This window comes from uncultured Sphingomonas sp. (genome assembly GCF_913774285.1).
GTDB lineage: Bacteria > Pseudomonadota > Alphaproteobacteria > Sphingomonadales > Sphingomonadaceae > Sphingomonas.
This window is the reverse complement of sequence record NZ_CAJYHX010000005.1, coordinates 14,350-34,005: the sequence shown is the minus strand read 5'-3', so window position 1 is coordinate 34,005 and position 19,656 is coordinate 14,350. Positions and strand designations below refer to the sequence as shown.

Genomic DNA, 19,656 nt, shown 5'->3' with positions numbered 1-19,656 from the left:
CGCTGGATCGCCAGCCCCTTGCGGCCCGAGGTCAGGATCGCCTCCAGCAGCTGGCTCGGCCGTGCAACGCGGGTTTCGCCGCGCGCCAGCGTGGTGGCGTTGCCGTCCTCATCGGTCGGAACGACGTCCGCCGACGGTTCGGTCGCGGCGTTGCGCAGCGGCACCAGCTTGGCGGCATGGGCAAAGCTCTCGGCCTGTTCGGCGGCCAGCGTGTGCAGCTTGCGCGCCTCGGCCGAGGCGATGAAGCTGGCCTCGACGATGTGGTGATCGGTGACACCGCGCCACAACCGCTCGAAATGGACGCCGCCATCTTCCGTAAGACGCGCCGACCAGCGCGCCTCGTGATCGCCCGATTCCAGACGGCGCGTCGTTTCGACCACCGTCGCCATGCGCTGCTCGCGGGTCAACACTGGGTCGAGCGCGCCCGCCAGCGCCAGCACCTCGATGATCGAGGCGTCATAGCGACGCGGCACGTAGCGCATGAGGGTTCGCATCCGCCGCGCATGGTCGACCAGCGTCTTCAGGTCGTTGCCCGACCGCGCACCGCCCGCGCCCTCCAACACCATCGTCGAGACGCCCGCCTCGACCAGATATTCGTCGAGTGCCGTATCGTCCTTGAGGTACACCTCCGACCGTCCCTTGGTCGCCTTATAAAGCGGCGGCTGGGCGATATAGAGATGCCCGCGCTCGATCAGCTCGGGCATCTGGCGATAGAAGAAGGTCAGCAGCAGCGTGCGGATATGCGCGCCGTCGACGTCTGCGTCGGTCATGATGACGATCTTGTGGTAGCGCAGCTTCTCGATGTTGAAATCGTCGCGGATTCCGGTGCCGAGGGCGGTGATGATCGTGCCGATTTCGCGGCTGGCGAGCATCCGGTCGAAACGGGCGCGCTCGACGTTGAGGATCTTGCCGCGCAGCGGCAGGATCGCCTGGAAGTGGCGGTCGCGGCCCTGCTTGGCCGAGCCACCTGCCGAGTCACCCTCGACGAAGAAGAGTTCGGACTTGGCGGGATCACGCTCCTGGCAGTCGGCGAGCTTGCCGGGCAGGCTGGCAATATCCATCACGCCCTTGCGCCGGGTCAGCTCGCGGGCGCGCTTGGCGGCCTCGCGCGCGGCGGCGGCGTCGATCACCTTCTGGATGATCTGCTTCGCGACCGCGGGATTTTCCTCCAGCCACTCGGCCAGCTTGTCGGCCATCAGGCTTTCGAGCGGCTGGCGGACTTCGGAGGAGACCAGCTTGTCCTTGGTTTGGCTGCTGAACTTGGGGTCCGGCAGCTTTACCGAGACAATCGCGGTGAGGCCCTCGCGCATGTCGTCGCCGGTGAGGGAGACCTTCTCCTTCTTCAGCATCCCCGACTTGTCGGCATAGCCGTTGAGCGTGCGGGTCAGCGCCGCGCGGAACGCCGCGAGGTGGGTGCCGCCGTCGCGCTGCGGGATGTTGTTGGTGAAGCAGAGGACGTTTTCGTAATAGCTGTCGTTCCACTCCAGCGCGACGTCGATCGTCACGTCGTCGCGGGTGCCGCTGATCGCCACCGGATCGGGCATCAGCGCGACCTTGTTGCGATCGAGATACTTCACGAACGCGGCGATGCCGCCTTCGTAGAACAGCTCGACTTCCTTCACTTCCTCGTGCCGCGCGTCGCGCAGGAACAGGCGCACGCCCGAATTGAGAAAGGCGAGTTCGCGATAGCGGTGTTCGAGCTTCTCGAAGTCGTACTCGGTGATCTTGAAGGTTTCCGGGCTGGCGAGGAAGGTCACGCGCGTGCCCTTCTTGCCGTTGGCCGGGCCGATCACCTTGAGCGGCGCCTCGGCGTCGCCGTGGCGGAAGCGCATGTAATGCTCTTCGCCGTCGCGCCAGATGTTGAGATCGAGCCACTCGCTGAGCGCGTTGACGACCGACACGCCCACGCCGTGCAGACCGCCCGAGACCTTGTAGGCGTTGCTGTCCGAGGTGTTCTCGAACTTGCCGCCCGCGTGGAGCTGGGTCATGATCACTTCGGCGGCGGACACGCCCTCTTCGGAGTGGATACCAGTCGGGATGCCGCGGCCGTTATCCTCGACCGACACCGATCCATCGGCGTTGAGCGTGATCTGGATCAGGTCGCAATGCCCGGCAAGCGCCTCGTCGATCGCGTTGTCGGAAACCTCGAACACCATGTGGTGGAGGCCCGAACCATCGTCGGTGTCGCCGATATACATGCCGGGGCGCTTGCGGACCGCATCCAGGCCCTTGAGAACCTTGATGGAATCTGCGCCGTATTCGTTCGCGTTGGGATCGTTCGTCTTCGGAGTGTCTGCCATGCCGAGGATATAGGGATTCAGGGCACGGAACGAAAGCAAAATGGGCGGTTCAGCGCTTCCGGTCGGCTTCGTCGTGCGCGTCGTAATTGCGCCGCGTTGCATCCTCGGTTTCGTCCAGCTGCCGCTTCGACGTGCGGTTGCGCGCGATCGCCCAGATCAGCGCCGCGGCGAGGACGATCGGGCCGACGATCACCATCAGCCCCTGCATGCTCGACAAGTCCATGGCATCTCTCCGTTTTGCCCGGACCAACGAAGCCTGCGCCCCTTTCGATCCGTGCCCGCAACCCCATATCGCCGCCATGACGCTCGGTAGCTGGCTCACCCCCGATCCTTGCGGGATCTACCTTCCGGCAGCGGATGCGTGGATCGATCCTTCCAAGCCCGTCGCCCGGGCGATCATCACGCACGGCCATGCCGATCACGCCCGCGGCGGGCATGGCGAGGTGTGGGCGACGCCGGGCACGCTGGCGATCATGGCGGCGCGCTATGGCCCGCAGAACGGGCGGCCGGTGGACTATGGCCAGAGCATTCAGCTCGGGCCGATCGAGGTGGGCTTCGTGCCCGCCGGCCATGTGCTGGGATCGGCGCAGGTGGTGCTGGATCATGCCGGCGAGCGGATCGTCGTCTCGGGCGATTACAAGCGCCGCCCGGACCCTACCTGCACGCCGTTCCAGCCGGTGAAGTGCGACGTGTTCGTCACCGAGGCGACCTTCGGCCTCCCCGTGTTCCGCCACCCCGAAACCACCGACGAGATCGACAAGCTGCTGGCCGCCCTGCGCGCCGAGCCCGAGCGCTGCGTGCTGGTCGGCGCCTATGCGCTGGGCAAGGCGCAACGCGTGATCGCCGAGCTGCGCGCGATGGGGTTTGACGATCCGATCTACCTCCACGGCGCGCTCCAGGCGCTGTGCGACCTCTATGTCGAGCAGGGCGTCGCACTGGGCGAGCTGCGCCCCGCCACCGGCGTCGCGAAAAAGGAGCTGGAGGGGCGGATCATCCTCTGCCCGCCGGGCGCGCTCAACGACCGCTGGTCGCGGCGGCTGCCCGATCCGATCACCGCGATGGCGAGCGGCTGGATGCGGGTGCGCCAGCGCGCCCGGCAACGCAATGTCGAGCTGCCGCTGATCCTTTCCGACCACGCCGATTGGGACGAGCTGACCCGTACGATCGAGGAACTGGCCCCGCGCGAAGTGTGGGTGACACATGGCCGCGAGGATGCGCTGGTACATTGGTGCAGGCTCCGGCAGATACGCGCCCGTGCGCTCGATCTCGCCGGGTTCGAGGACGAAGACGATTGAGGGAGTTTTGGTGATGGCGAAGGGCAAGACTTGGGCCTGGGTTGGCGGCCTGCTGGGCGGCACGGTGATCGCGGGTGCGGCGGCCTATTATGCGTTCGAGAAGGCCAGCGAGCAGCCGCCCTTCACGCTGGTGGAAAAGGACGGCGCCTTCGAGATCCGCGACTATCCCGAGCTGGTGGTGGCGGAAACCCGCGCAATCGGCACCCGCGAGGCAGCGCTCAATGCGGGCTTCTCGCGCCTCGCCGACTATATCTTCGCCAAGCGGCGCGGCGACAATGGCGGCAGCGGCGGTGAGAAGATTTCGATGACCGCGCCGGTGCTCAGCACCAAGCAGGACGCCAGCTGGCGGACGCAGTTCGTGATGCCGTCCAAGTTCACCCTGGCGACGCTGCCCAAGCCCTCGGACAATGTCGACCTGACGACCCGTCCGGCACGGCGCGTCGCGGTGCTGCGCTTTGCGGGTTCGCCCGACGATGCGGTGCTGGCGAAGCGCGAGGCCGAGCTGCGCAGCTGGCTCGCAGCGAAGGGCATCAACGGCGGCGCAGTGGAATATGCCTTCTACAACTCGCCATTCATCCCCGGCCCCTTGCGCCGCAACGAGGTGCTGATCGCGCTCTAACCTGAGGTGTGGGAAGCGACGCGCGCGTCCTCCCAGCCGTCATCCCGGCGAAAGCCGGGATCCATTCGCCTGTCGCTCGCGGCAGAAGCCGATACGTGGGCCCCAATGGATCCCGGCTTCCGCCGGGATGACAACAGGTTGGCAACATCCGGCGCACCTTCTGCCGCGATCTTGCCGCGGAGCCTTTCTAAAGCATCCCCATGACGATTCGCCCGCTCCTTGCCGCCGCCGCGGCCTTTGCTTCGTTCCTCGCCCCCGCCGCTGCGCAGGCCCAGGCGCGCGACCCGTTCGGCGAGTGCCTTCGCGCCCGCACCAGCCGAGCCGATCGCGACGTGCTGGTCCGCTGGGTGTTCGCCGCCGTCGCGCAGGGCGCCGCGGTGCGCGACATGGTGAAGGTCGACGAGGGTCGCCGAGTCCAGGCCAGCCAGCAGGCGGGTCAGCTGATCACCAGGCTCGTCACCCGCGACTGCCGCGCCCAGGCAATGGACCGGATGAAGCGCGATCCCGGCGCCCTCCAGAACAGCTTCACCGCGCTCGGCCGCGTCGCGCTGATGGACCTGGCGCAGGACCCCAATGTCGTCGGCACGCTGGCCGGCGTCCTTCAGTACACCGACATGGGCAGCATCACGATGATGCTGATGGAAGGCGGCCTGCGCCCCGGCGGCTGAGCCCGCTCAGCGTTCGAAGCGAACTCGGGCGACGACCGGATAATGGTCGCTAGGGTAAACCTCGCCCCGGTGCGTATCGATCGTCGCGATCCGCTCGACCGTGAAGCCGCGCGTGAGGATCCAGTCGATCCGGTTCTCGCCCTTGCCCGTGAAGCCGTGGAAGGTGAAGGCGGGCCCCTGATGGTCCGACCGCGCGAGCCACGCATCCGCGAGCGTCGCGGTCAGCGCCCGGTGCGCGCCGGAGCTGTCCACCGTGTTGAAATCGCCGGTCAGGAGCACCGGCAGGTCCTTCGGCCCCGCGGCGATCCGCGTCGCCAGCAGCTTGGCCGCCTGCTCGCGCGCGCCTTCGTCCTGGTCGCGATGCGGGAAATGGGTGTCGTAGAAGCGGAACTTGCGGCCGTCCTTCGTCTCGAACGTCGCCCAGTTGACCATGCGCGGCAGATCGGTGCCCCAGCTCATGCTGCCAGGCTTGTCGGGTGTCTCGGACAGCCAGAACTGTCCCTGCTCGACGATCTTGAGGCGGTCGCGCCGGTAGAAGATGCCCATATGCTCGTTGGCATGGCCGCCGTACCGATCGGTGCCGAACCAGCTATATTGCGGCAGCGCTTTAACGACATCGTCGCCCTGGCGCTGGAACAGCTCCTGCGTGCCGATCAGGTCGGGGTCCGCTGCGCGGATCGTCGCGAAGGTGAGGTCGCGGCGCTTCTCCCACAGATTCGCGCCGTCGCCGTCGCTGGGCATGCGGATGTTGAGGCTCATCACGGTCAGTCCGGGCGCCCCCTGCGCAAGCGCCGGCGCGCACGCCAGCATCGCGGCAAGCGCCGCTACGAAACCCCATACACGCTGCATCAACCCGCTCCTTCGAGTGCCTTCTGGCGCCGGCGTTGCACCGAGCTGCCAATGCCCATCGCCTCGCGATATTTCGCGACCGTGCGCCGGGCGATATCGAAGCCCTTCGCATTGAGCATTTCCACGAGCGTGTCGTCCGAAAGAATTTTCTTCGGGTCCTCGGCCGCGATCAGCGTTTTGATTGCGCTCTTCACCGCCTCGGCCGACACCGCCTCGCCGCCATCCGCCGACTGGATCGCGCTAGTGAAGAAGTATTTCAGTTCGAAGAGGCCGCGCGCGCAGCTGAGATATTTGTTGCTGGTGACCCGGCTGACGGTTGATTCGTGCATCTCGATCGCGTCGGCCACCTGGCGCAGGGTCAGCGGGCGGAGATGTGCGACGCCTTTGAGAAAGAAGCCTTCCTGCTGCTTCACGATCTCGCTGGCGACCTTGATGATCGTGCGCTGGCGCTGGTCGAGCGCCTTGACCAGCCAGTTGGCGCTGGCGAGCATGTCGGTCAGCCAGGCCTTGCTCGCCTTGTCCTGCTTGCCCCCCGAAACCTCGGCATAATAAGCCCGGTTGACCAGCAGCCGCGGCAGCGTCGCCGCATTGATCTCCACCGCCCAGCCATTGCCGCGCCGCGCAACGAAGATGTCGGGGGTCACCGCCGGCACGGGATCGCCGCCATAGCGGCAGCCGGGCTTGGGATCGTAATTGCGCAGCTCTCGGATCATGTCGGCGAGATCCTCGTCGTCGACATTGCAGATCCGCCGCAGCCGCGCGAGGTCGCCGCGCGCGACCAGCTCGAGATTGTCGATCAGCCGCGCCATGCACGGATCGTAGCGATCCGCTTCCTTCGCCTGCAGCGCGAGGCATTCGGCCAAGTCGCGCGCGCCGACGCCGGTCGGATCAAAGGTCTGGATCACGCCCAGCACCGCCTCTACCCGCGCGAGCGGCACGCCCAGCCGCTCGGCGATTTCACGCAGCGACGCGGTGAGATAGCCGCACTCGTCGATTTGGTCGATCAGATGCTGGGCGATGAACAGGTCCGGACCCGAGACGCTGGAGCCCGCCTGCGCCAGCAGATGGTCCGCCAGGCTGAGGTCGCTGGTGCCGAGGCTGTCGAGATCGGGCCCGTCCTCCGATCCGCCGCCGCCCACGCCATTGATGCCGAGCCCGCCGTCCAGCCCACCGATCGAGTCGCTCGCCGAATCATGGTGAAAGGCTTCGACCGCGAGATCGACGTCGAGCGCCGCCTCCCCGCTCGCCTCACCGCCGCCGAGGATCAGTTCGCTGGCATCGGCGGGGCCGTCGCGCGGCTCGAAATCTTCGCCGCTGTCCGCCTGCTCGGACGGGCCGCCGTCGTCGCCGCCCTGCGCGTCGAGCAGCGGATTGCGCTCGACTTCCTCGGCGATGAAGGTCTCGATCTCGAGGTTGGACAGCGCCAGCAGCTTGATGGCCTGCTGGAGCTGCGGCGTCATCACCAGCGATTGCGACTGGCGCAGATCGAGGCGTGGCGCGAGACTCATCGCATCAGAGCGAGAAGCTCTCGCCGAGATAGAGCCGGCGAACATTCTCGTCGCGCACCAGATCGTCGGGCGAGCCCGCGAACAGCACGCGGCCGTCATAGATGATATAGCCGCGGTCGACGATTTCGAGCGTCTCGCGCACGTTATGGTCGGTGATCAGCACGCCGATGCCGCGCTGCTTGAGCTGCTTGACCAGGTCGCGAATGTCGCTGATCGAGATGGGATCGATGCCCGCGAACGGCTCGTCGAGCAGGATGATCGTAGGGTTGGCGGCCAGCGCGCGGGCGATTTCCGCGCGGCGCCTCTCGCCGCCCGACAGCGCCATGGCCGGCGAGGTGCGCAGGCGGGTGAGGCCGAACTCGTCGAGCAGCTCCTCAAGCCGGGACTGGCGCACGTCGCGGTCCGGCTCGGCGAGTTCGAGGACGGCAGAGATGTTCTTCTCGACGCTAAGACCGCGGAAGATCGACGTCTCCTGCGGCAGATAGCCGAGGCCGAGGATCGCGCGGCGGTACATCGGCAGGCGGGTGATGTCCTCGCCGTCGAGCATGATGCGACCGCTGTCGGGCTTCACCAGCCCCATCACCGAATAGAAGCAGGTCGTCTTGCCGGCGCCGTTCGGACCGAGCAGGCCGACCACCTCGCCGCGCCCCACCGAGACGGAAACGTCGGTCAGCACCGTGCGCTTGTCATAGGACTTGGCAATGGAGACGACCGCGAGACCACGATCGGGCAGCGGCACGGGATCCGGGGCGGAGCTTTCGGGGGCGGCGATGGCGACGTCGGTCATGACGGCTCCTGCAAAGGTAACGCGGTCGTTGTCCCCGCCGAGCGCGTGGCCGCTTGGCAAGGTTCCTGCATGATAACGCGCGCGAAGGAAAGACAGTGCACGGCGTACCGTGGCATTGCCTCGGCTTACTGCTTCGGCGCGTCGCGATTGGGGACGGAGAAGCGGCCGGTCACGCGACCGCCCGAATTCTGCGTCGTCGGTCCAGCCGGCGCGCCGCCGAACGTCGCGCGACTGGTGTCGAGATTGATCGTCAGCCGCGGACCGGCCGCGTTGGCGACGTTCGACCCCGCCTGCTGCAGCGTGACGTTGCCGATCATCGTGATGATGCGCCGATCGACATCGTACACCGCATAGCTGGAGCGCGCGGTCTGGTTGGGCCGCGTCACCGTCACGCCGCCGGTCGCGTCGAGGCGCGAGGCCTGGGGCGAGCCGTTGAGCGCGCTGCCGCTGTACGCAACCGTCACGCGCGCCGCGCGCAGCGTCATGTCAGACTGCTTGATGACGACGCCGCCGCTCAGGATCGCGCGATTGGCCTTGTCGTCGAGCTGGATGTTGCGCGCATCGAAATCGATCGGCGCGTTCGAATCGTGGCGGGCCTGCGCGAAGGCGGGCACGGCGGCGAGCAACAGCGGCAGCCCGAGGGCGAGCGGAGCGAGAGCGCGGGTCATCAGGGCCTCCTTGCCGGCTTCGGCGTCATCCGCAAGTGCGCATTGCCTTCGAGCGAGATCAGACGCTTGTCGAGATCGGCGCGCAGGCGATCGGCGCGGAAGGTGCCGGTGGGCGTATCGCCGGTCACGGCACCGCCGCTTTGCAGCTGGCGCGTCTTCAGGTCGATCGTCGCATCATGGGTGTTGAGCAGATAGCCGTCGCTCGTCTGGAAGCGGATCGGCCCGTCGATCATCATCTGATCGGTATTGAGGTTGTAGCGGCCGTGATTCGCAACCAGCGTGGCGGGGCCGTCGGTGAGGCTCAGCCGCGCGTTGAGCTGGTTGAGCTGCACCACCGGCTCGGCCGAGCTCTTCTGCACGGCGGAACCCGCATGCAGCTCGAACTGGCGACCCTTGGAATCCTCGCCGCGATAGTCGGCGGCGACGATCTTCAGGCGCTCGGGCGACATCGCCACCTTGTTCTTGTCGAGCACGAAGCTGACGTCCCCGCCCATGAACAGCGGCGCGCTGATCAGGAAGGCAGCAAGCGCCCCGATCAGGATCGGCAGCAGCACCAGCGCGATGCGTACCGCACGATCGTGACTGCTCCCGGGATGGGCCCAGGCGCGGTTCTGCGTGGTCAATCGGGCGGCGATCTCAGACATAGGCTCCCTTGTGGGGAGCCGAAACGGCCGAGGCAACCACTCGATCCCTGCAATCACGCATGGGCGAAGATATCCACCTCGGGCCAGCCGGCAATGTCGAGCTCGGCACGCCAGGGCAGGAAGTCGAAACAGGCCTGCGCCATTTCGGTGCGCCCTTCGCGCTCGAGTCGCTTGTCGAGCTCGACCTTCATCGCGTGCAGGAAGCGCACGTCGGAGGCAGCATAATCGCGCTGCGCGTCGGACAGGTCCGGGCCGCCCCAGTCGGACGACTGCTGCTGCTTCGAGATGTCGGCGCCGACCAGTTCGCGCGCCAGATCCTTGAGCCCGTGGCGATCGGTGTAGGTGCGCACCAGCCGCGAGGCGATCTTGGTGCAATAGACCGGTCCCGCGGTGACGCCGAGGTAGAAGCGAATCGCCGCCAGGTCGAACCGGGCGAAGTGGTAGAGCTTCAGCCGCTCAGGATCCGCAAGCACCGCGCGCAGGTTCGGCGCGGCATAGTTGGACTGCGGGCCGAAGCGCACCAGATGCTCGTCACCCGAGCCGTCCGACAGCTGCACAAGGCACAGCCGGTCGCGCGGGGTGATCAGGCCCATCGTCTCGGTGTCGACGGCGATGGCGGCGCCGGGCGCGAACACGCCTTCCGGCAGATCTTCTTCGTGGAAATGGACGGTCATCGCGTCCGCGTAGCGGGGATGGCGTCGCACCTCAATGCTTTGCCGTCCCTGCACGGCTTTGCATTTTGCGATTCGCGGCGATACAGGGGCGCTTCCAACGCGACGACTGGATCCAACTGGCCTTGAAAAAGGCACGCTTCACGCCCGGGAAGCGCCCATTGCGTGGCACAGCGGACACTTTCCTGCCGCAAAGCAGCCATGCGCGCGATTTTCGTTCGCGCACCCGATTTTTTTGGGGTATGACCTGCACTGTGGCACTACGTTAGTGCCGTAAGACCTGCGTTTTTCGTCCGGCGCTCGGTTTTGATTGGTAGTTTGAGGGCGAACCGGGAAGACGAACAGGGCATGAGTTTCGATAGAGGACGTCGCGGCGAGCGCGGTGGGCGCGGCAGGGACAAGCGCGATGGTTTCGGCGACGATAACTTCGGCGGCGGCGGCTTCGGCGGCGGCTTCGAAGATCGCGGCGGCTTTGGTGGCGGTGGTCGCGGCGGCTTCGGCGGCGGCGGTGGCGGCTTCGGTGGCGGCGGCGGCGGTGGTTTCCGCAGCGGCGGTGGCGGCTTCGGCGGCGGCGGCGGCGGTGGTTTCCGTGGCGGCGGCGGTGGCGGCATGCCCCCGCAGGTGATCGGCGAAGGCACCGGCGTGGTGAAGTTCTTCAACGCGCAGAAGGGCTTCGGCTTCATCGTTCGCGATGATGGCGGCGAAGACGTGTTCGTGCACATCTCGGCCGTCGAGCAGGCAGGCCTGACCGCGCTGGCGGAAGGCCAGCCGCTCGGCTTCACGCTCGTCGATCGCGGTGGGCGCATCTCCGCGACCACGCTGAAGATCGACGGCGAGCCGATGGAAGTCGTCGAGCGCGCCCCGCGCGAGCAGGGTGCAGGCGGCTTCGGCGGCGACCGCGGTGCGCCGCGTGGCGGCCCGCAGCGTCAGCTGACCGGCGAGAAGGCGACCGGCACGGTCAAGTTCTTCAACGCGATGAAGGGCTTCGGCTTCATCCAGCGCGATGACGGGCAGCCCGATGCGTTCGTGCACATCTCGGCCGTCGAACGCGCCGGCATGCCGACGCTCAACGAAGGCGACCGGCTCGAGTTCGAGCTGGAGGTCGATCGTCGCGGCAAGTACGCGGCGGTGAACCTGTCGCCGCAGCAGTAACCCAGCCGGGTACTGACGGATCGAAGAGGCCGGGCGGCAACGTCCGGCCTTTTTGTTTGCTGAACGGCGCTGGGAGACGCGCGTGCAGATTGCGGTACTGACCTTCGACGGGTTCAACGAACTGGACAGCTTCGTCGCGGCGGCCATCCTCAACCGGATGCGCAGCCGGGGCTGGGCGGCGCACATCACCGCGCCGACGGCGGAAGTGACCTCGCTCAACGGCGTGACGATTCGCCGCCAGCGCCCGCTGTCCTTCACCGCCGAGGCCGATGCGGTGATCATCGGCAGCGGCAGCAAGACGCGGGACATCGCCGCCGACGCCGATCTGCTCGCGCGGATCCCGCTCGATCCCGCACGCCAGCTGATCGGCGCGCAATGTTCGGGCACCTTGCTGCTGGCGAAGCTGGGCGTGATCGGCACCCTGCCCGCCTGCACCGATCTCACCACCAAGCCCTGGGTGATCGAGGCGGGCGTGGCGGTGATCGACGCGCCGTTCGTCGCGCACGGCAATGTCGCGACGGCGGGTGGGTGCATGGCCTCGCAATATCTCGCCGCCTGGATGCTCGCGCGCGGCGAATCGCGGGCAGCGGCGCGGGAGGCGCTCCACTATGTCGCGCCGGTCGGGGAGAAGGATGCGTATGTTGCGCGCACCCTCAGCGTCGTCACGCCATTTCTTCCGGATGCCGCGGGGACACCCGCGGAGTCGAGCTTGGCTCGCGTCTAGGATTGCTCCCCGGCGGGCTGTGCAGGCCCTTCAAACAAGGCCGGCGCGGTGGCGGCGATCGTGCAGACCAGCCCTTCCGGTGCGAAATCCAGCTCCACTTGCGCCTTGAGGTCGCCGGCCAGCGCACGTTCCAGCATGCGGCTGCCGAAGCCGCGCCGGGTGGGCGGGGTCACCGCCGGACCGCCCCGCTCGCGCCACTGGAGGACAAGGCAAGGCGAGGGTGCCTGCGCGACATGCCAGGTGCAGTCGACCCGCCCCGCCTCGCGGGACAGCGCGCCATATTTGATCGCATTGGTGCACAGTTCGTGCAGCGCCATCGCCACCGATACCGCGAGGCGCGACTCGAGCCAGATCGTCGGCCCATCGACCCGCACGCGATCAAGCACACCGCACGAATCGAGCGCGCCTTCGATCACATCGGCCAGTTCGGCCTTTTCCCAATGCACCCGCGTCAGCGTGTCATGGGCGCGGGCCAGCGCGCCGAGCCGCCCCTCGAACGCCAGCTGCGCGGCGGCGGGATCAGGGTTGCGCCCGATGGTCTGCCGCGCCAGCGACTGGACGACGGACAGCATGTTCTTCACGCGGTGATTGAGTTCGTCGATCAGCAGGCGCTGGCGGCGCGCCGCTTCCGCCAGCGCCTGCTGCGCCTCGCGCAGTTCGGTCGAGTCGAAATAATAGCAGATCACGCCCTGGCGCCCCTCGGGCAGCAGGGTGCGATGGAGTTCCCATTCATACCCCTCGACCTGTGCGACATCGTTGCGCGGCCTTACGAAGGCGCTCGAGCGATAGGGCACGCCGGTCTCCAGCGTACGGCGGAAATGGCCGAGAATCTCCTCCGCCACCGGCTCCGGCCAGAGGATCCGCATCGCCTCTTCGAACGGGCGCCCGATGACAGGGCGAACATTCTGAAACGCCCCTTGCTGGCTCCGCTCGTTCATCGCTACGATCGTCAGCGCATCGTCGACCAGATAGATGCCGAAGGGGCATTTGTTGATCAGCGTGACGAACACGTCGTCCTGGCGCTCGATATGCTCCGCGATTTGCCGGGCCCACGCCTCCGGAACTGCGCCGGCGACGCGCTGCAATAGCGCATCCCGCCCGGTAAACCGCTCCGACAGTGCCTCGGATTCAAAGCCCGATCTGGTCCGCATCGCATCTCTCCCTCGACGGGCATCGCCAGAGCATGGCCGCGGAACGCCTATGCTGTTTCCGGGATCGGTCTTATCGCTGCGAACATGGGGTTGTCCAATCTCGCGGCGGGTCCGGCAACGCGGCGTGCGCAGCGCCGGCCCCCCCCCCCCCGCGCGGTCAACGGATGAAATAACCGAACACGCGCCAGCCGCTCGCCTCGCGCACGAGCATGACGGTCTCGACCGAGTCGCGGCGCTGGGCGAACGCGGTCTGGAATTTCAAAATTTCATAGTCGCCGTCGGGGGCGCCCGGCAGCGTCTTGCTCCGAAGCACCGATTCGAACCGGCGCGAGACCACCGGACCGAGCGGCTGGCGCACCGGCGTCACCATCTCGGCCCAGCGCGCGTCCGAGACCTGGGAACGGAACAGGGCGGCAGCGGCCTCCCAGCTCTCGTGCCATTTGCCTTGGTCGACCAGCGCCACCCAGGTCTTGGCGGCATCGAGGCTGGCAGGTGCGGCGTCCGCGGCGGCTACCGGGGCGGGCGCCTGCGCCACCGGGGCGGACGGGGCATGCAGCGCGATGGCAGCGATGGCGGTACGCCAGCCTTCCCCCGCAGCCCCAAGAAATTTGTCTCAGGTCACCAGCCGACGCAGCCCGTCAATGGTGTCCGCCTCGGCGGCGGGCTTGTCGGTGCGGATGCGGGCGATCCGCGGGAAGCGCATCGCCAGCCCCGATTTGTGCCGCTTCGATTCGTGGATCGAATCGAACGCCACTTCCAGCACCAACGTCTTGTCGGTCTCGCGCACCGGGCCGAAGCGGTTGACCGTGTGGGTGCGGACATGGCGGTCGAGCCATTTCAGCTCCTCATCGGTGAAGCCGAAATAGGCCTTGCCGACCGGGAGCAGCTCGCCGCTCTCGGTCCAGGCCCCGAAAGTGAAGTCCGAATAGAAGCTGCTGCGCTTGCCCGATCCGCGCTGGGCATACATCAGCACGCAATCGGCGGTGAGCGGATCGCGCTTCCACTTGTACCACAGCCCCACCCGGCGTCCGGCGACATAGGGCGAATCGCGCCGCTTGAGCATCACGCCTTCGATCGCCGCATCGCGCGCGCCGGCACGGATTTCCTCGAGCGCCGCGAAGTCTTCGGCGTCGATCACCGCGGAGATGTCGAAGCGCTCGGGGTCCAGGCCGGGGACGAACGCCTCCAGCCGCGCGCGCCGCGCATGCCAGGGCAGCTCGCGCACGTCCTCGGTCCCGTCTAACAGAATGTCGTACAGGCGCACGAAGGCCGGAAACTCGGCCAGCGTCTTGGCCGACACGACCTTTCGCCCCAGCCGCTGCTGGAGCGCATTGAAGCTGCCCGCCTCGCCGCCCTGCACCTCGCCGCGCACCAGCAGCTCGCCGTCGAGCACGCCGGGCGTGGCGAACGCCGCGGCCACGTCGGGAAAGCTGCGGGTGATGTCATCGCCCGCGCGGCTGTAGAGCCGGGTCTCGCCGCCGGCATGGACCATCTGGACGCGGATGCCGTCCCATTTCCACTCCGCCGCATAGTCGGCCAGGCTGACCTGCGTCACCTCCAGCGGATGCGCGAGCATGAACGGCCGGAACACCGGCACGTCCTGCACGCGCGGCTGCTCTGCGCGGCCTTCGGCCCAGTCGAACAGCCGGTCATAGGGCGGGTGCAGCCCGTGCCACACCTCCTCCACCGCATCGACGTCGAGCCCGAAGGCCTGGGCGAGCGCGGTCTTGGCCAGCCGCGCGGAGATACCGACGCGCAGGGCGCCGGTCGCCAGCTTGAGCAGCGCATAGCGTTCGTCCGCCTCGAGCCGGTCAAGCATTGCCGCCAGCACCCCCGGCGCATCGGAGCGCGACAAGGCGGCGAGCGTGTCGACCACCTGTGCCAGGGTCAGCGGGCCGCTTTCCGGCGGCGGCGTCCGCGGCTCGGGCCAGAGCAAGGCGATCGTCTCGGCCGAATCGCCGACGAAATCACGACTCATCCCGTACAGCACGGGATCGACCCGCGATTCGATCATCGCGCGCAGCAGCGCCGGCTTCACCGCCGGCAGATCGAGCGCCCCGGTCAGCGCCGCCATCGCCCAGCCGCGATCGGGATAGGGGGTCGCGCGCAGATAGTCGCCGATCAGGCGGAGCTTGGCATTGCGCGACCGGGTGTAGATCAGCCGGTCGAGCAGGTCGGCAAATGCGCGCATGGTCGAGTAGATGGGTGCGCGCGGCGGATGCTGCTAGGCCTGCGCGGCGTCCCCACGTCCATTCGGCGCCGCCAGTACCCAGTCGACCGCGGCGGCGGCGTGGAGCGCGGTCGTGTCGAAGATCGGCACGGGGCTGTCCCCGGGCCCGATCAGCAGCATGATCTCCGTGCAACCGAGGATCACCGCCTCCGCCCCCGCGGCCACCAGCCGTTCGATGATCGCGCGATACGCCGCCCGCGATTCGGCGATCACCCTGCCGGCGACCAGCTCCTCGTAGATCACCCGGTGCACGGTCCCGCGATCCGCCGCTTCCGGAACGAGCACCTGCAGGCCATGCCGTTCGGCCAGACGATCCTTGTAGAAGGGCTGTTCCATGGTGAAGGCGGTGCCGAGCAGCCCGACCGTGGTGAAGCCCTCCGCCTTGATGCGTTCAGCAGTGGGATCGGCGATGTGCAGCAGCGGGATGTTGACCGCCGCCTCCACCTGCGCCGCCAGCCGGTGCATCGTGTTGGTGCAGATCAGCAGTCCCTCTGCACCGCCGCCCTCCAGCCGCTGCGCCGCATCGACGAGCCGGTCGCCCAGCGCGTCCCAGTCGCCGCGGTGCTGCAGCGCCTCGATCTCGGCGAAATCGAACGACCAGAGCAGGCAGCGCGCCGAGGCGGTCGGCCCCAACCGGTCGCGCACGCCCTGGTTGAGGATGCGGTAATATTCCGCCGAGCTTTCCCAGCTCATCCCGCCGATCAGTCCGATCATCCGCATGCCGGCAGCGTGCCACGACCGGCCGCCGACATCCGCCGCCGGATCGCCGCCGACCGGGGTACGAAAAGCGCGCGCCATGTTCTAGGGCCGGCGCATGAAGCGTTTCCTACTATGCCTGCTCGCGCTGATCCTGCTGCTCGGCGGCATTCTTGGGCTGGGCCTCTGGACGGCCATGCGCGATCCCGTCGTGCGCCGGCTGACGGTGCACATGCGCGACTGGCCCGCCGGTGCGGCGCCGATGCGGGTGGTGCTGATCAGCGACCTGCACGTCGCCGGCCCGGAGACCCCGCCGTCTCGGCTCGCGCGCATCGTCGCACAGGTCAACGCGCTGCGGCCGGACCTTGTGCTGATCGCCGGCGACGTGGAACAGGACCGGCGGATCACCACTCGGGTCTACAGGGCGGCGGAGGCGACCGCACCCCTCGCCGCGCTGCGCGCGCGCTACGGCGTGGTCGCGGTACTCGGCAACCATGATTACGGCCGTTACGACAAGACCGATCTGCCGCCCTGGCTGAAGCAGCAGCACATCACCGTGCTCCGCAACGACGCGGTGCGCCGCGGCGCGCTGACGATCGCGGGTGCCGACGATCTCTACCACGGCAAATATCGGGAGAACCGGCTCGATCATGCGGCGCGCGCGCTGCCCGGCCCCACGGTGGTGCTGAGCCACACGCCCGATATCGCGCCGTCACTCCCCGCGCGCTATCCGCTGGTCCTCGCCGGCCATACCCATTGCGGTCAGATCGTGCCGCCGCTGATCGGCCCGATCACCGCCTCCTCCAACTACGGCCTGCGCTACGTCTGCGGGCTGATTCGCGATCCCGGCCGCGATGTGCTGGTCACGGCCGGGATCGGCACCAGCGGGGTGCCGCTTCGGATCGGCGCGGTGCCCGATTTCTGGCTGCTGACCTTTGACGGCGCGACGCACTGACGATTCGCAAAGCTGCCGCATTTCGTCCCTAGCCTCCGGCCCGGGCGCGCCTTGCGCCCGTCCAGGGAGGGCCTTTTCCGATGAAGTTTCTTGTCGCAGGCGCGATCGCCGCTGCAATGCTGAGCCCCGCCGCCATGGCGCAGCAGACTCCGGCGCCTGCCGCCGCTCCGGCGGCTTCCACCAAGTTCAGCCTCGATACGCCGATCGAGACGCTGCTCGCGGACGAGAAGGCCAAGGCGGTGCTCGACACCGACATTCCCGGCCTGTCGTCGCACCCGGCGCTAGACCAGTTCAAGGCAATGAGCCTGAAGGCGGTGCAGCCCTTCTCGAACGGCGCGCTGACCGACGAGATGCTCAAGAAGGTCGAAACTGACCTCGCTGCCGTCAAGTAAACGGCAAAGGGCCGGCGCACGCCCACAGCGCGCGCCGGCCCATAGTGCGCTCAGCCCTTGCGGCTGGCTTCGAACAGGAACCAGGCGCGCTCTTCGGCCTGGTCGGTCCACTCGTCAACGATGCCGCTGGTGGCATTGTCCTTGGCCTCCTCGGCCGCTTCCTTCACCGCGCGGAAGCTCTCGACCAGCTTGAGATTGTCGTCGCGCAGCTCGGCGAGCATGGCGCCCGGCGCAACGAACTCGGCGTCGTTGTCCGAGATGGTCTGGCGGCGCGCGATGTCGCCGATCGAGCGCAGCGTGGTGTTGCCGGTCTTGCGGACGCGCTCGGCGATCGCATCGGTCACCCCCAGGATCTGCGCGGCCTGGTCGTCGAGCAGCAGGTGATAGTCGCGGAAGTGCGGACCCGAGACGTGCCAGTGGAAATTCTTGGTCTTGAGGTACAGCGTGAAGCAGTCCGCCAGCGCGCTGTTCAGGGCATCGGCAACACTCTTGGTGTCGTTGCGGTTGAGGTCGGTCGGCGTCGCGAGTGCGGGATTTTCGGCCATGGTTGTCCTCCTGAAGGCGGTCGATTCGTTGCCCTAACGATCGGGATATAGGGTTCGGTTCCGCCAAGGAAACAGCCATACCCTAGGATTAACCCGATCAAGCTGATCGATAGATCCGATGCCTGTTCCGGGCGCTTCGGCGCCAACACACTTGACTTTCCCGGGCGATTCGCGCATCCGCTCCCCCCTGTCAGCGGTGTGCCCATGGCGCGCCGCTCTTTTCTTTTCGCACGAATCAAGGGTTCCGGGTCATGGCAAAGCCGACCACCGTAAAGATCAAGCTCGTCAGCACGGCGGATACGGGCTTCTTCTATGTCACCAAGAAGAATCCGCGCACGCAGACCGAGAAGCTCAGCTTCCGCAAGTACGATCCGGTCGTGCGCAAGCATGTCGACTTCAAGGAAGCGAAGATCAAGTAAGGCCGCCGGGCGCGCTGGCTGCGCCTGCGCTGTTTGATCGCATCGCGCCGGATCCTTGCGGGTCCGGCGTTTTCGCTGCATCGATCGTCTAGTCCTCGATCGCGGCCATCAGCTTTTCGACCTGGTCGACGAAACGCGCCAGCGAGATCGGCTTGGCGACATAGGAGCGCGCGCCCGCCGCGCGAATCCGCTCCTCGTCCTCATGGCTCGAATAGGCGGTCACCGCCATGATCGGAATCCGGCCGAGCACCGGATCGGCCTGCATCTGGCCGATCAGCTCGAAGCCGGTGACGTGCGGCAGCTGCACGTCCATGATCACCAGATCGGGCCGGAACCGGCGCGCCGTGGGCACGGCCTCGCGCCCGTCGCGCACCGGCTCGGCTTCATAACCGTGCGCACGCAACAGGTCGCAGAACAGCTTCAGGTTCAATTCGTTGTCCTCGACAACGAGTACTCTTTTTGGCACGCGCTACCTCAACTCTGCGGGGCGGTGTTAGGCGATGGCGGGCGACGTGACAAATCCCGAAACGGTGGCGCTGCAGGCACTCGTCTGGATTCTAAGTGATTCTGGCCGAGCTGCCCGCCTGCTGGACCTGACGGGGCTCGACCCCGCGACGCTGCGTGCCCGTGCCGGCGAACCCGCGCTGCTCGCCGCAGCGCTCGGCTTTCTCGAATCCTACGAGCCCGATCTGATCGCCTGCGCCGACGCGCTCGATCTTTCCCCCGCGGCGCTGGTCGACGCCCGCCGCCAGCTGGAACGTGCATGAAACCGCTGCTGATCACCGATTGCGACGAAGTCCTGCTGCACATGGTCCGCCACTTCGGCGAGTGGCTGGGCGACAATCACGACATCGACTTTGCGCTGAACGGCAGCGAATTCGAGGGCGCAATGCGGCGGCGCGGCGACGGCAGCACGCTGGAAGGCCCGGAAATGTGGGCACTGCTCGACGGCTTCTTCCCCGGCGAGATGGATCGCCAGACGTTGGTGCCCCACGCACGCGAAGCCTTGGCGCGCATCGCCGAGGTGGCGGACATCGTTGTGCTCACCAACCTGCAGGACCATTGCCGCGACCACCGCATCAGCCAGCTGGCGAATCACGGCATCGTCCACCGGGTGGAGTGCAACCAGGGCGGCAAGGGCGCACCCGTGGCACGGCTGGTCGAGGAGCATGGCGCATCGGTGGCCGTGTTCGTCGACGATCTTGCCACCCATCACGAATCGGTCGCCAAGCATGCGCCGGACGTGTTCCGCCTGCACATGGTCGCCGAGCCGAGCCTCGCGCCGAAGGTCCCTCCTGCCCCGCACGCCCATGCCCGCATCGACGACTGGCGCGAGGCGCAGGCCTGGATCCTGGAGCGCTTCGCCCGGGCCTGAGCAGGCCT

Annotated in this window: 24 protein-coding genes; 10 read left to right on the top strand and 14 right to left on the bottom strand. The window is 67.4% G+C overall.

Annotated elements, in window-relative coordinates; translation table 11 throughout:
- Window positions 1-2,300, bottom strand: a 2,300-nt coding sequence (locus tag QZ670_RS01720; protein WP_294251196.1) for a DNA gyrase subunit B, incomplete at its 3' end; no start/stop codon positions are given.
- 49 nt (window positions 2,301-2,349) lie between these two features.
- A complete protein-coding gene (locus QZ670_RS01715; RefSeq protein WP_294251193.1) occupies window positions 2,350-2,523 on the bottom strand; it encodes a hypothetical protein in 174 nt (57 codons plus the stop codon).
- Window positions 2,524-2,599: 76 nt separating this feature from the next.
- Between QZ670_RS01715 and QZ670_RS01710 the strand changes: the two genes are divergently transcribed.
- The 3 genes from QZ670_RS01710 to QZ670_RS01700 all read left to right on the top strand — a co-directional run bounded on the left by QZ670_RS01710 (window position 2,600) and on the right by QZ670_RS01700 (window position 4,882).
- The gene (locus tag QZ670_RS01710) at window positions 2,600-3,595 is read left to right on the top strand and encodes a ligase-associated DNA damage response exonuclease (RefSeq protein ID WP_294251190.1); all 996 of its coding nucleotides are present in this window, start codon (window positions 2,600-2,602) and stop codon (window positions 3,593-3,595) included.
- A 13-nt stretch (window positions 3,596-3,608) separates the two neighbouring features.
- Window positions 3,609-4,214 (top strand): heme-binding protein, encoded by a 606-nt coding sequence (locus QZ670_RS01705; RefSeq protein ID WP_294251187.1) that lies wholly within the window; start codon window positions 3,609-3,611, stop codon window positions 4,212-4,214.
- 200 nt (window positions 4,215-4,414) lie between these two features.
- Entirely contained in the window at window positions 4,415-4,882 is a 468-nt protein-coding gene (locus tag QZ670_RS01700) for a hypothetical protein (protein ID WP_294251183.1), read from the top strand.
- Between the two features lie 6 nt (window positions 4,883-4,888).
- Here the strand turns inward: QZ670_RS01700 and QZ670_RS01695 are convergent, their stop codons facing one another.
- The 6 genes from QZ670_RS01695 to QZ670_RS01670 form a co-directional block, all read right to left on the bottom strand.
- A complete protein-coding gene (locus QZ670_RS01695; protein ID WP_294251180.1) occupies window positions 4,889-5,731 on the bottom strand; it encodes an endonuclease/exonuclease/phosphatase family protein in 843 nt (280 codons plus the stop codon).
- Entirely contained in the window at window positions 5,731-7,239 is a 1,509-nt protein-coding gene (rpoN, locus tag QZ670_RS01690; RefSeq protein WP_294251177.1) for an RNA polymerase factor sigma-54, read from the bottom strand. Before rpoN ends, QZ670_RS01695 begins: the two co-directional genes overlap by 1 nt.
- Before the next feature lie 4 nt (window positions 7,240-7,243).
- On the bottom strand, window positions 7,244-8,026 hold the full coding sequence (gene lptB / locus QZ670_RS01685) for an LPS export ABC transporter ATP-binding protein (protein WP_294251175.1): 783 nt from the start codon (window positions 8,024-8,026) through the stop codon (window positions 7,244-7,246).
- Between the two features lie 125 nt (window positions 8,027-8,151).
- Window positions 8,152-8,694 (bottom strand): LptA/OstA family protein, encoded by a 543-nt coding sequence (locus QZ670_RS01680; RefSeq protein WP_294251173.1) that lies wholly within the window; start codon window positions 8,692-8,694, stop codon window positions 8,152-8,154.
- Window positions 8,694-9,338 carry an LPS export ABC transporter periplasmic protein LptC gene (gene lptC / locus QZ670_RS01675; protein WP_294251171.1) on the bottom strand — a complete coding sequence of 215 codons (645 nt, stop codon included), beginning with the start codon at window positions 9,336-9,338 and terminating at the stop codon, window positions 8,694-8,696. Before lptC ends, QZ670_RS01680 begins: the two co-directional genes overlap by 1 nt.
- Before the next feature lie 53 nt (window positions 9,339-9,391).
- Window positions 9,392-10,012: a ribonuclease D gene (locus QZ670_RS01670; protein ID WP_294251169.1), complete on the bottom strand. Its 621-nt coding sequence runs from the start codon at window positions 10,010-10,012 to the stop codon at window positions 9,392-9,394.
- A 345-nt stretch (window positions 10,013-10,357) separates the two neighbouring features.
- Here QZ670_RS01670 and QZ670_RS01665 point away from each other — a divergent pair, with 345 nt between their 5' ends.
- Both QZ670_RS01665 and QZ670_RS01660 read left to right on the top strand, forming a co-directional pair.
- Window positions 10,358-11,161, top strand: a complete 804-nt coding sequence (locus QZ670_RS01665) for a cold-shock protein (protein ID WP_294251167.1) — start codon at window positions 10,358-10,360, stop codon at window positions 11,159-11,161.
- Between the two features lie 82 nt (window positions 11,162-11,243).
- A complete protein-coding gene (locus QZ670_RS01660) occupies window positions 11,244-11,885 on the top strand; it encodes a DJ-1/PfpI family protein (protein ID WP_294251166.1) in 642 nt (213 codons plus the stop codon).
- On the opposite strand, the gene QZ670_RS01655 is transcribed toward QZ670_RS01660, so the two are convergent.
- The 4 genes from QZ670_RS01655 to QZ670_RS01640 form a co-directional block, all read right to left on the bottom strand.
- On the bottom strand, window positions 11,882-13,036 hold the full coding sequence (locus tag QZ670_RS01655) for a PAS domain-containing sensor histidine kinase (RefSeq protein WP_294251165.1): 1,155 nt from the start codon (window positions 13,034-13,036) through the stop codon (window positions 11,882-11,884). The genes QZ670_RS01660 and QZ670_RS01655 overlap by 4 nt on opposite strands.
- Window positions 13,037-13,193: 157 nt before the next feature.
- Complete coding sequence (locus QZ670_RS01650; RefSeq protein WP_294251163.1) at window positions 13,194-13,571, bottom strand: DUF4019 domain-containing protein; 378 nt, start codon at window positions 13,569-13,571, stop codon at window positions 13,194-13,196.
- A 78-nt stretch (window positions 13,572-13,649) separates the two neighbouring features.
- Window positions 13,650-15,227, bottom strand: coding sequence for a cisplatin damage response ATP-dependent DNA ligase (locus QZ670_RS01645; RefSeq protein WP_294251160.1), 1,578 nt, complete (start codon window positions 15,225-15,227; stop codon window positions 13,650-13,652).
- A gap of 33 nt (window positions 15,228-15,260) precedes the next feature.
- Window positions 15,261-15,986: an aspartate/glutamate racemase family protein gene (locus QZ670_RS01640; protein WP_294251201.1), complete on the bottom strand. Its 726-nt coding sequence runs from the start codon at window positions 15,984-15,986 to the stop codon at window positions 15,261-15,263.
- 94 nt (window positions 15,987-16,080) lie between these two features.
- Between QZ670_RS01640 and QZ670_RS01635 the strand changes: the two genes are divergently transcribed.
- Together QZ670_RS01635 and QZ670_RS01630 are read left to right on the top strand one after the other, a co-directional pair.
- Window positions 16,081-16,917 (top strand): metallophosphoesterase, encoded by an 837-nt coding sequence (locus QZ670_RS01635; RefSeq protein WP_294251157.1) that lies wholly within the window; start codon window positions 16,081-16,083, stop codon window positions 16,915-16,917.
- 80 nt (window positions 16,918-16,997) lie between these two features.
- Window positions 16,998-17,309 (top strand): hypothetical protein, encoded by a 312-nt coding sequence (locus QZ670_RS01630; RefSeq protein WP_294251155.1) that lies wholly within the window; start codon window positions 16,998-17,000, stop codon window positions 17,307-17,309.
- 50 nt (window positions 17,310-17,359) lie between these two features.
- Here QZ670_RS01630 and QZ670_RS01625 read toward each other — a convergent pair whose 3' ends face one another.
- Complete coding sequence (locus tag QZ670_RS01625; protein WP_294251153.1) at window positions 17,360-17,854, bottom strand: DNA starvation/stationary phase protection protein; 495 nt, start codon at window positions 17,852-17,854, stop codon at window positions 17,360-17,362.
- A 251-nt stretch (window positions 17,855-18,105) separates the two neighbouring features.
- On the opposite strand from QZ670_RS01625, the gene rpmG reads away from it, so the two are divergent.
- The gene (rpmG, locus tag QZ670_RS01620) at window positions 18,106-18,273 is read left to right on the top strand and encodes a 50S ribosomal protein L33 (protein ID WP_010125625.1); all 168 of its coding nucleotides are present in this window, start codon (window positions 18,106-18,108) and stop codon (window positions 18,271-18,273) included.
- 88 nt (window positions 18,274-18,361) lie between these two features.
- Here the strand turns inward: rpmG and QZ670_RS01615 are convergent, their stop codons facing one another.
- Window positions 18,362-18,739: a response regulator gene (locus QZ670_RS01615; protein ID WP_294251102.1), complete on the bottom strand. Its 378-nt coding sequence runs from the start codon at window positions 18,737-18,739 to the stop codon at window positions 18,362-18,364.
- 34 nt (window positions 18,740-18,773) lie between these two features.
- Between QZ670_RS01615 and QZ670_RS01610 the strand changes: the two genes are divergently transcribed.
- A complete protein-coding gene (locus QZ670_RS01610) occupies window positions 18,774-19,040 on the top strand; it encodes a DUF3572 family protein (protein ID WP_294251099.1) in 267 nt (88 codons plus the stop codon).
- Window positions 19,037-19,648 carry an HAD family hydrolase gene (locus tag QZ670_RS01605; protein WP_294251095.1) on the top strand — a complete coding sequence of 204 codons (612 nt, stop codon included), beginning with the start codon at window positions 19,037-19,039 and terminating at the stop codon, window positions 19,646-19,648. Before QZ670_RS01610 ends, QZ670_RS01605 begins: the two co-directional genes overlap by 4 nt.
- The last annotated feature ends 8 nt before the right edge of the window (window positions 19,649-19,656 follow it).

Bases quoted from the DNA above. Each gene is read 5' to 3' on its own strand.
- QZ670_RS01680 (WP_294251173.1), bottom strand. From the start codon at position 8,694: ATGACCCGCGCTCTCGCTCCGCTCGCCCTCGGGCTGCCGCTGTTGCTC.
- QZ670_RS01665 (WP_294251167.1), top strand. From the start codon at position 10,358: ATGAGTTTCGATAGAGGACGTCGCGGCGAGCGCGGTGGGCGCGGCAGG.
- QZ670_RS01635 (WP_294251157.1), top strand. From the start codon at position 16,081: ATGAAGCGTTTCCTACTATGCCTGCTCGCGCTGATCCTGCTGCTCGGC.
- QZ670_RS01655 (WP_294251165.1), bottom strand. From the start codon at position 13,036: ATGCGGACCAGATCGGGCTTTGAATCCGAGGCACTGTCGGAGCGGTTT.
- QZ670_RS01605 (WP_294251095.1), top strand. From the start codon at position 19,037: ATGAAACCGCTGCTGATCACCGATTGCGACGAAGTCCTGCTGCACATG.
- QZ670_RS01705 (WP_294251187.1), top strand. From the start codon at position 3,609: ATGGCGAAGGGCAAGACTTGGGCCTGGGTTGGCGGCCTGCTGGGCGGC.
- rpmG (WP_010125625.1), top strand. From the start codon at position 18,106: ATGGCAAAGCCGACCACCGTAAAGATCAAGCTCGTCAGCACGGCGGAT.
- QZ670_RS01630 (WP_294251155.1), top strand. From the start codon at position 16,998: ATGAAGTTTCTTGTCGCAGGCGCGATCGCCGCTGCAATGCTGAGCCCC.
- QZ670_RS01610 (WP_294251099.1), top strand. From the start codon at position 18,774: ATGGCGGGCGACGTGACAAATCCCGAAACGGTGGCGCTGCAGGCACTC.
- lptC (WP_294251171.1), bottom strand. From the start codon at position 9,338: ATGTCTGAGATCGCCGCCCGATTGACCACGCAGAACCGCGCCTGGGCC.
- rpoN (WP_294251177.1), bottom strand. From the start codon at position 7,239: ATGAGTCTCGCGCCACGCCTCGATCTGCGCCAGTCGCAATCGCTGGTG.
- QZ670_RS01670 (WP_294251169.1), bottom strand. From the start codon at position 10,012: ATGACCGTCCATTTCCACGAAGAAGATCTGCCGGAAGGCGTGTTCGCG.
- lptB (WP_294251175.1), bottom strand. From the start codon at position 8,026: ATGACCGACGTCGCCATCGCCGCCCCCGAAAGCTCCGCCCCGGATCCC.
- QZ670_RS01710 (WP_294251190.1), top strand. From the start codon at position 2,600: ATGACGCTCGGTAGCTGGCTCACCCCCGATCCTTGCGGGATCTACCTT.
- QZ670_RS01625 (WP_294251153.1), bottom strand. From the start codon at position 17,854: ATGGCCGAAAATCCCGCACTCGCGACGCCGACCGACCTCAACCGCAAC.
- QZ670_RS01715 (WP_294251193.1), bottom strand. From the start codon at position 2,523: ATGGACTTGTCGAGCATGCAGGGGCTGATGGTGATCGTCGGCCCGATC.
- QZ670_RS01700 (WP_294251183.1), top strand. From the start codon at position 4,415: ATGACGATTCGCCCGCTCCTTGCCGCCGCCGCGGCCTTTGCTTCGTTC.
- QZ670_RS01695 (WP_294251180.1), bottom strand. From the start codon at position 5,731: ATGCAGCGTGTATGGGGTTTCGTAGCGGCGCTTGCCGCGATGCTGGCG.
- QZ670_RS01645 (WP_294251160.1), bottom strand. From the start codon at position 15,227: ATGCGCGCATTTGCCGACCTGCTCGACCGGCTGATCTACACCCGGTCG.
- QZ670_RS01640 (WP_294251201.1), bottom strand. From the start codon at position 15,986: ATGCGGATGATCGGACTGATCGGCGGGATGAGCTGGGAAAGCTCGGCG.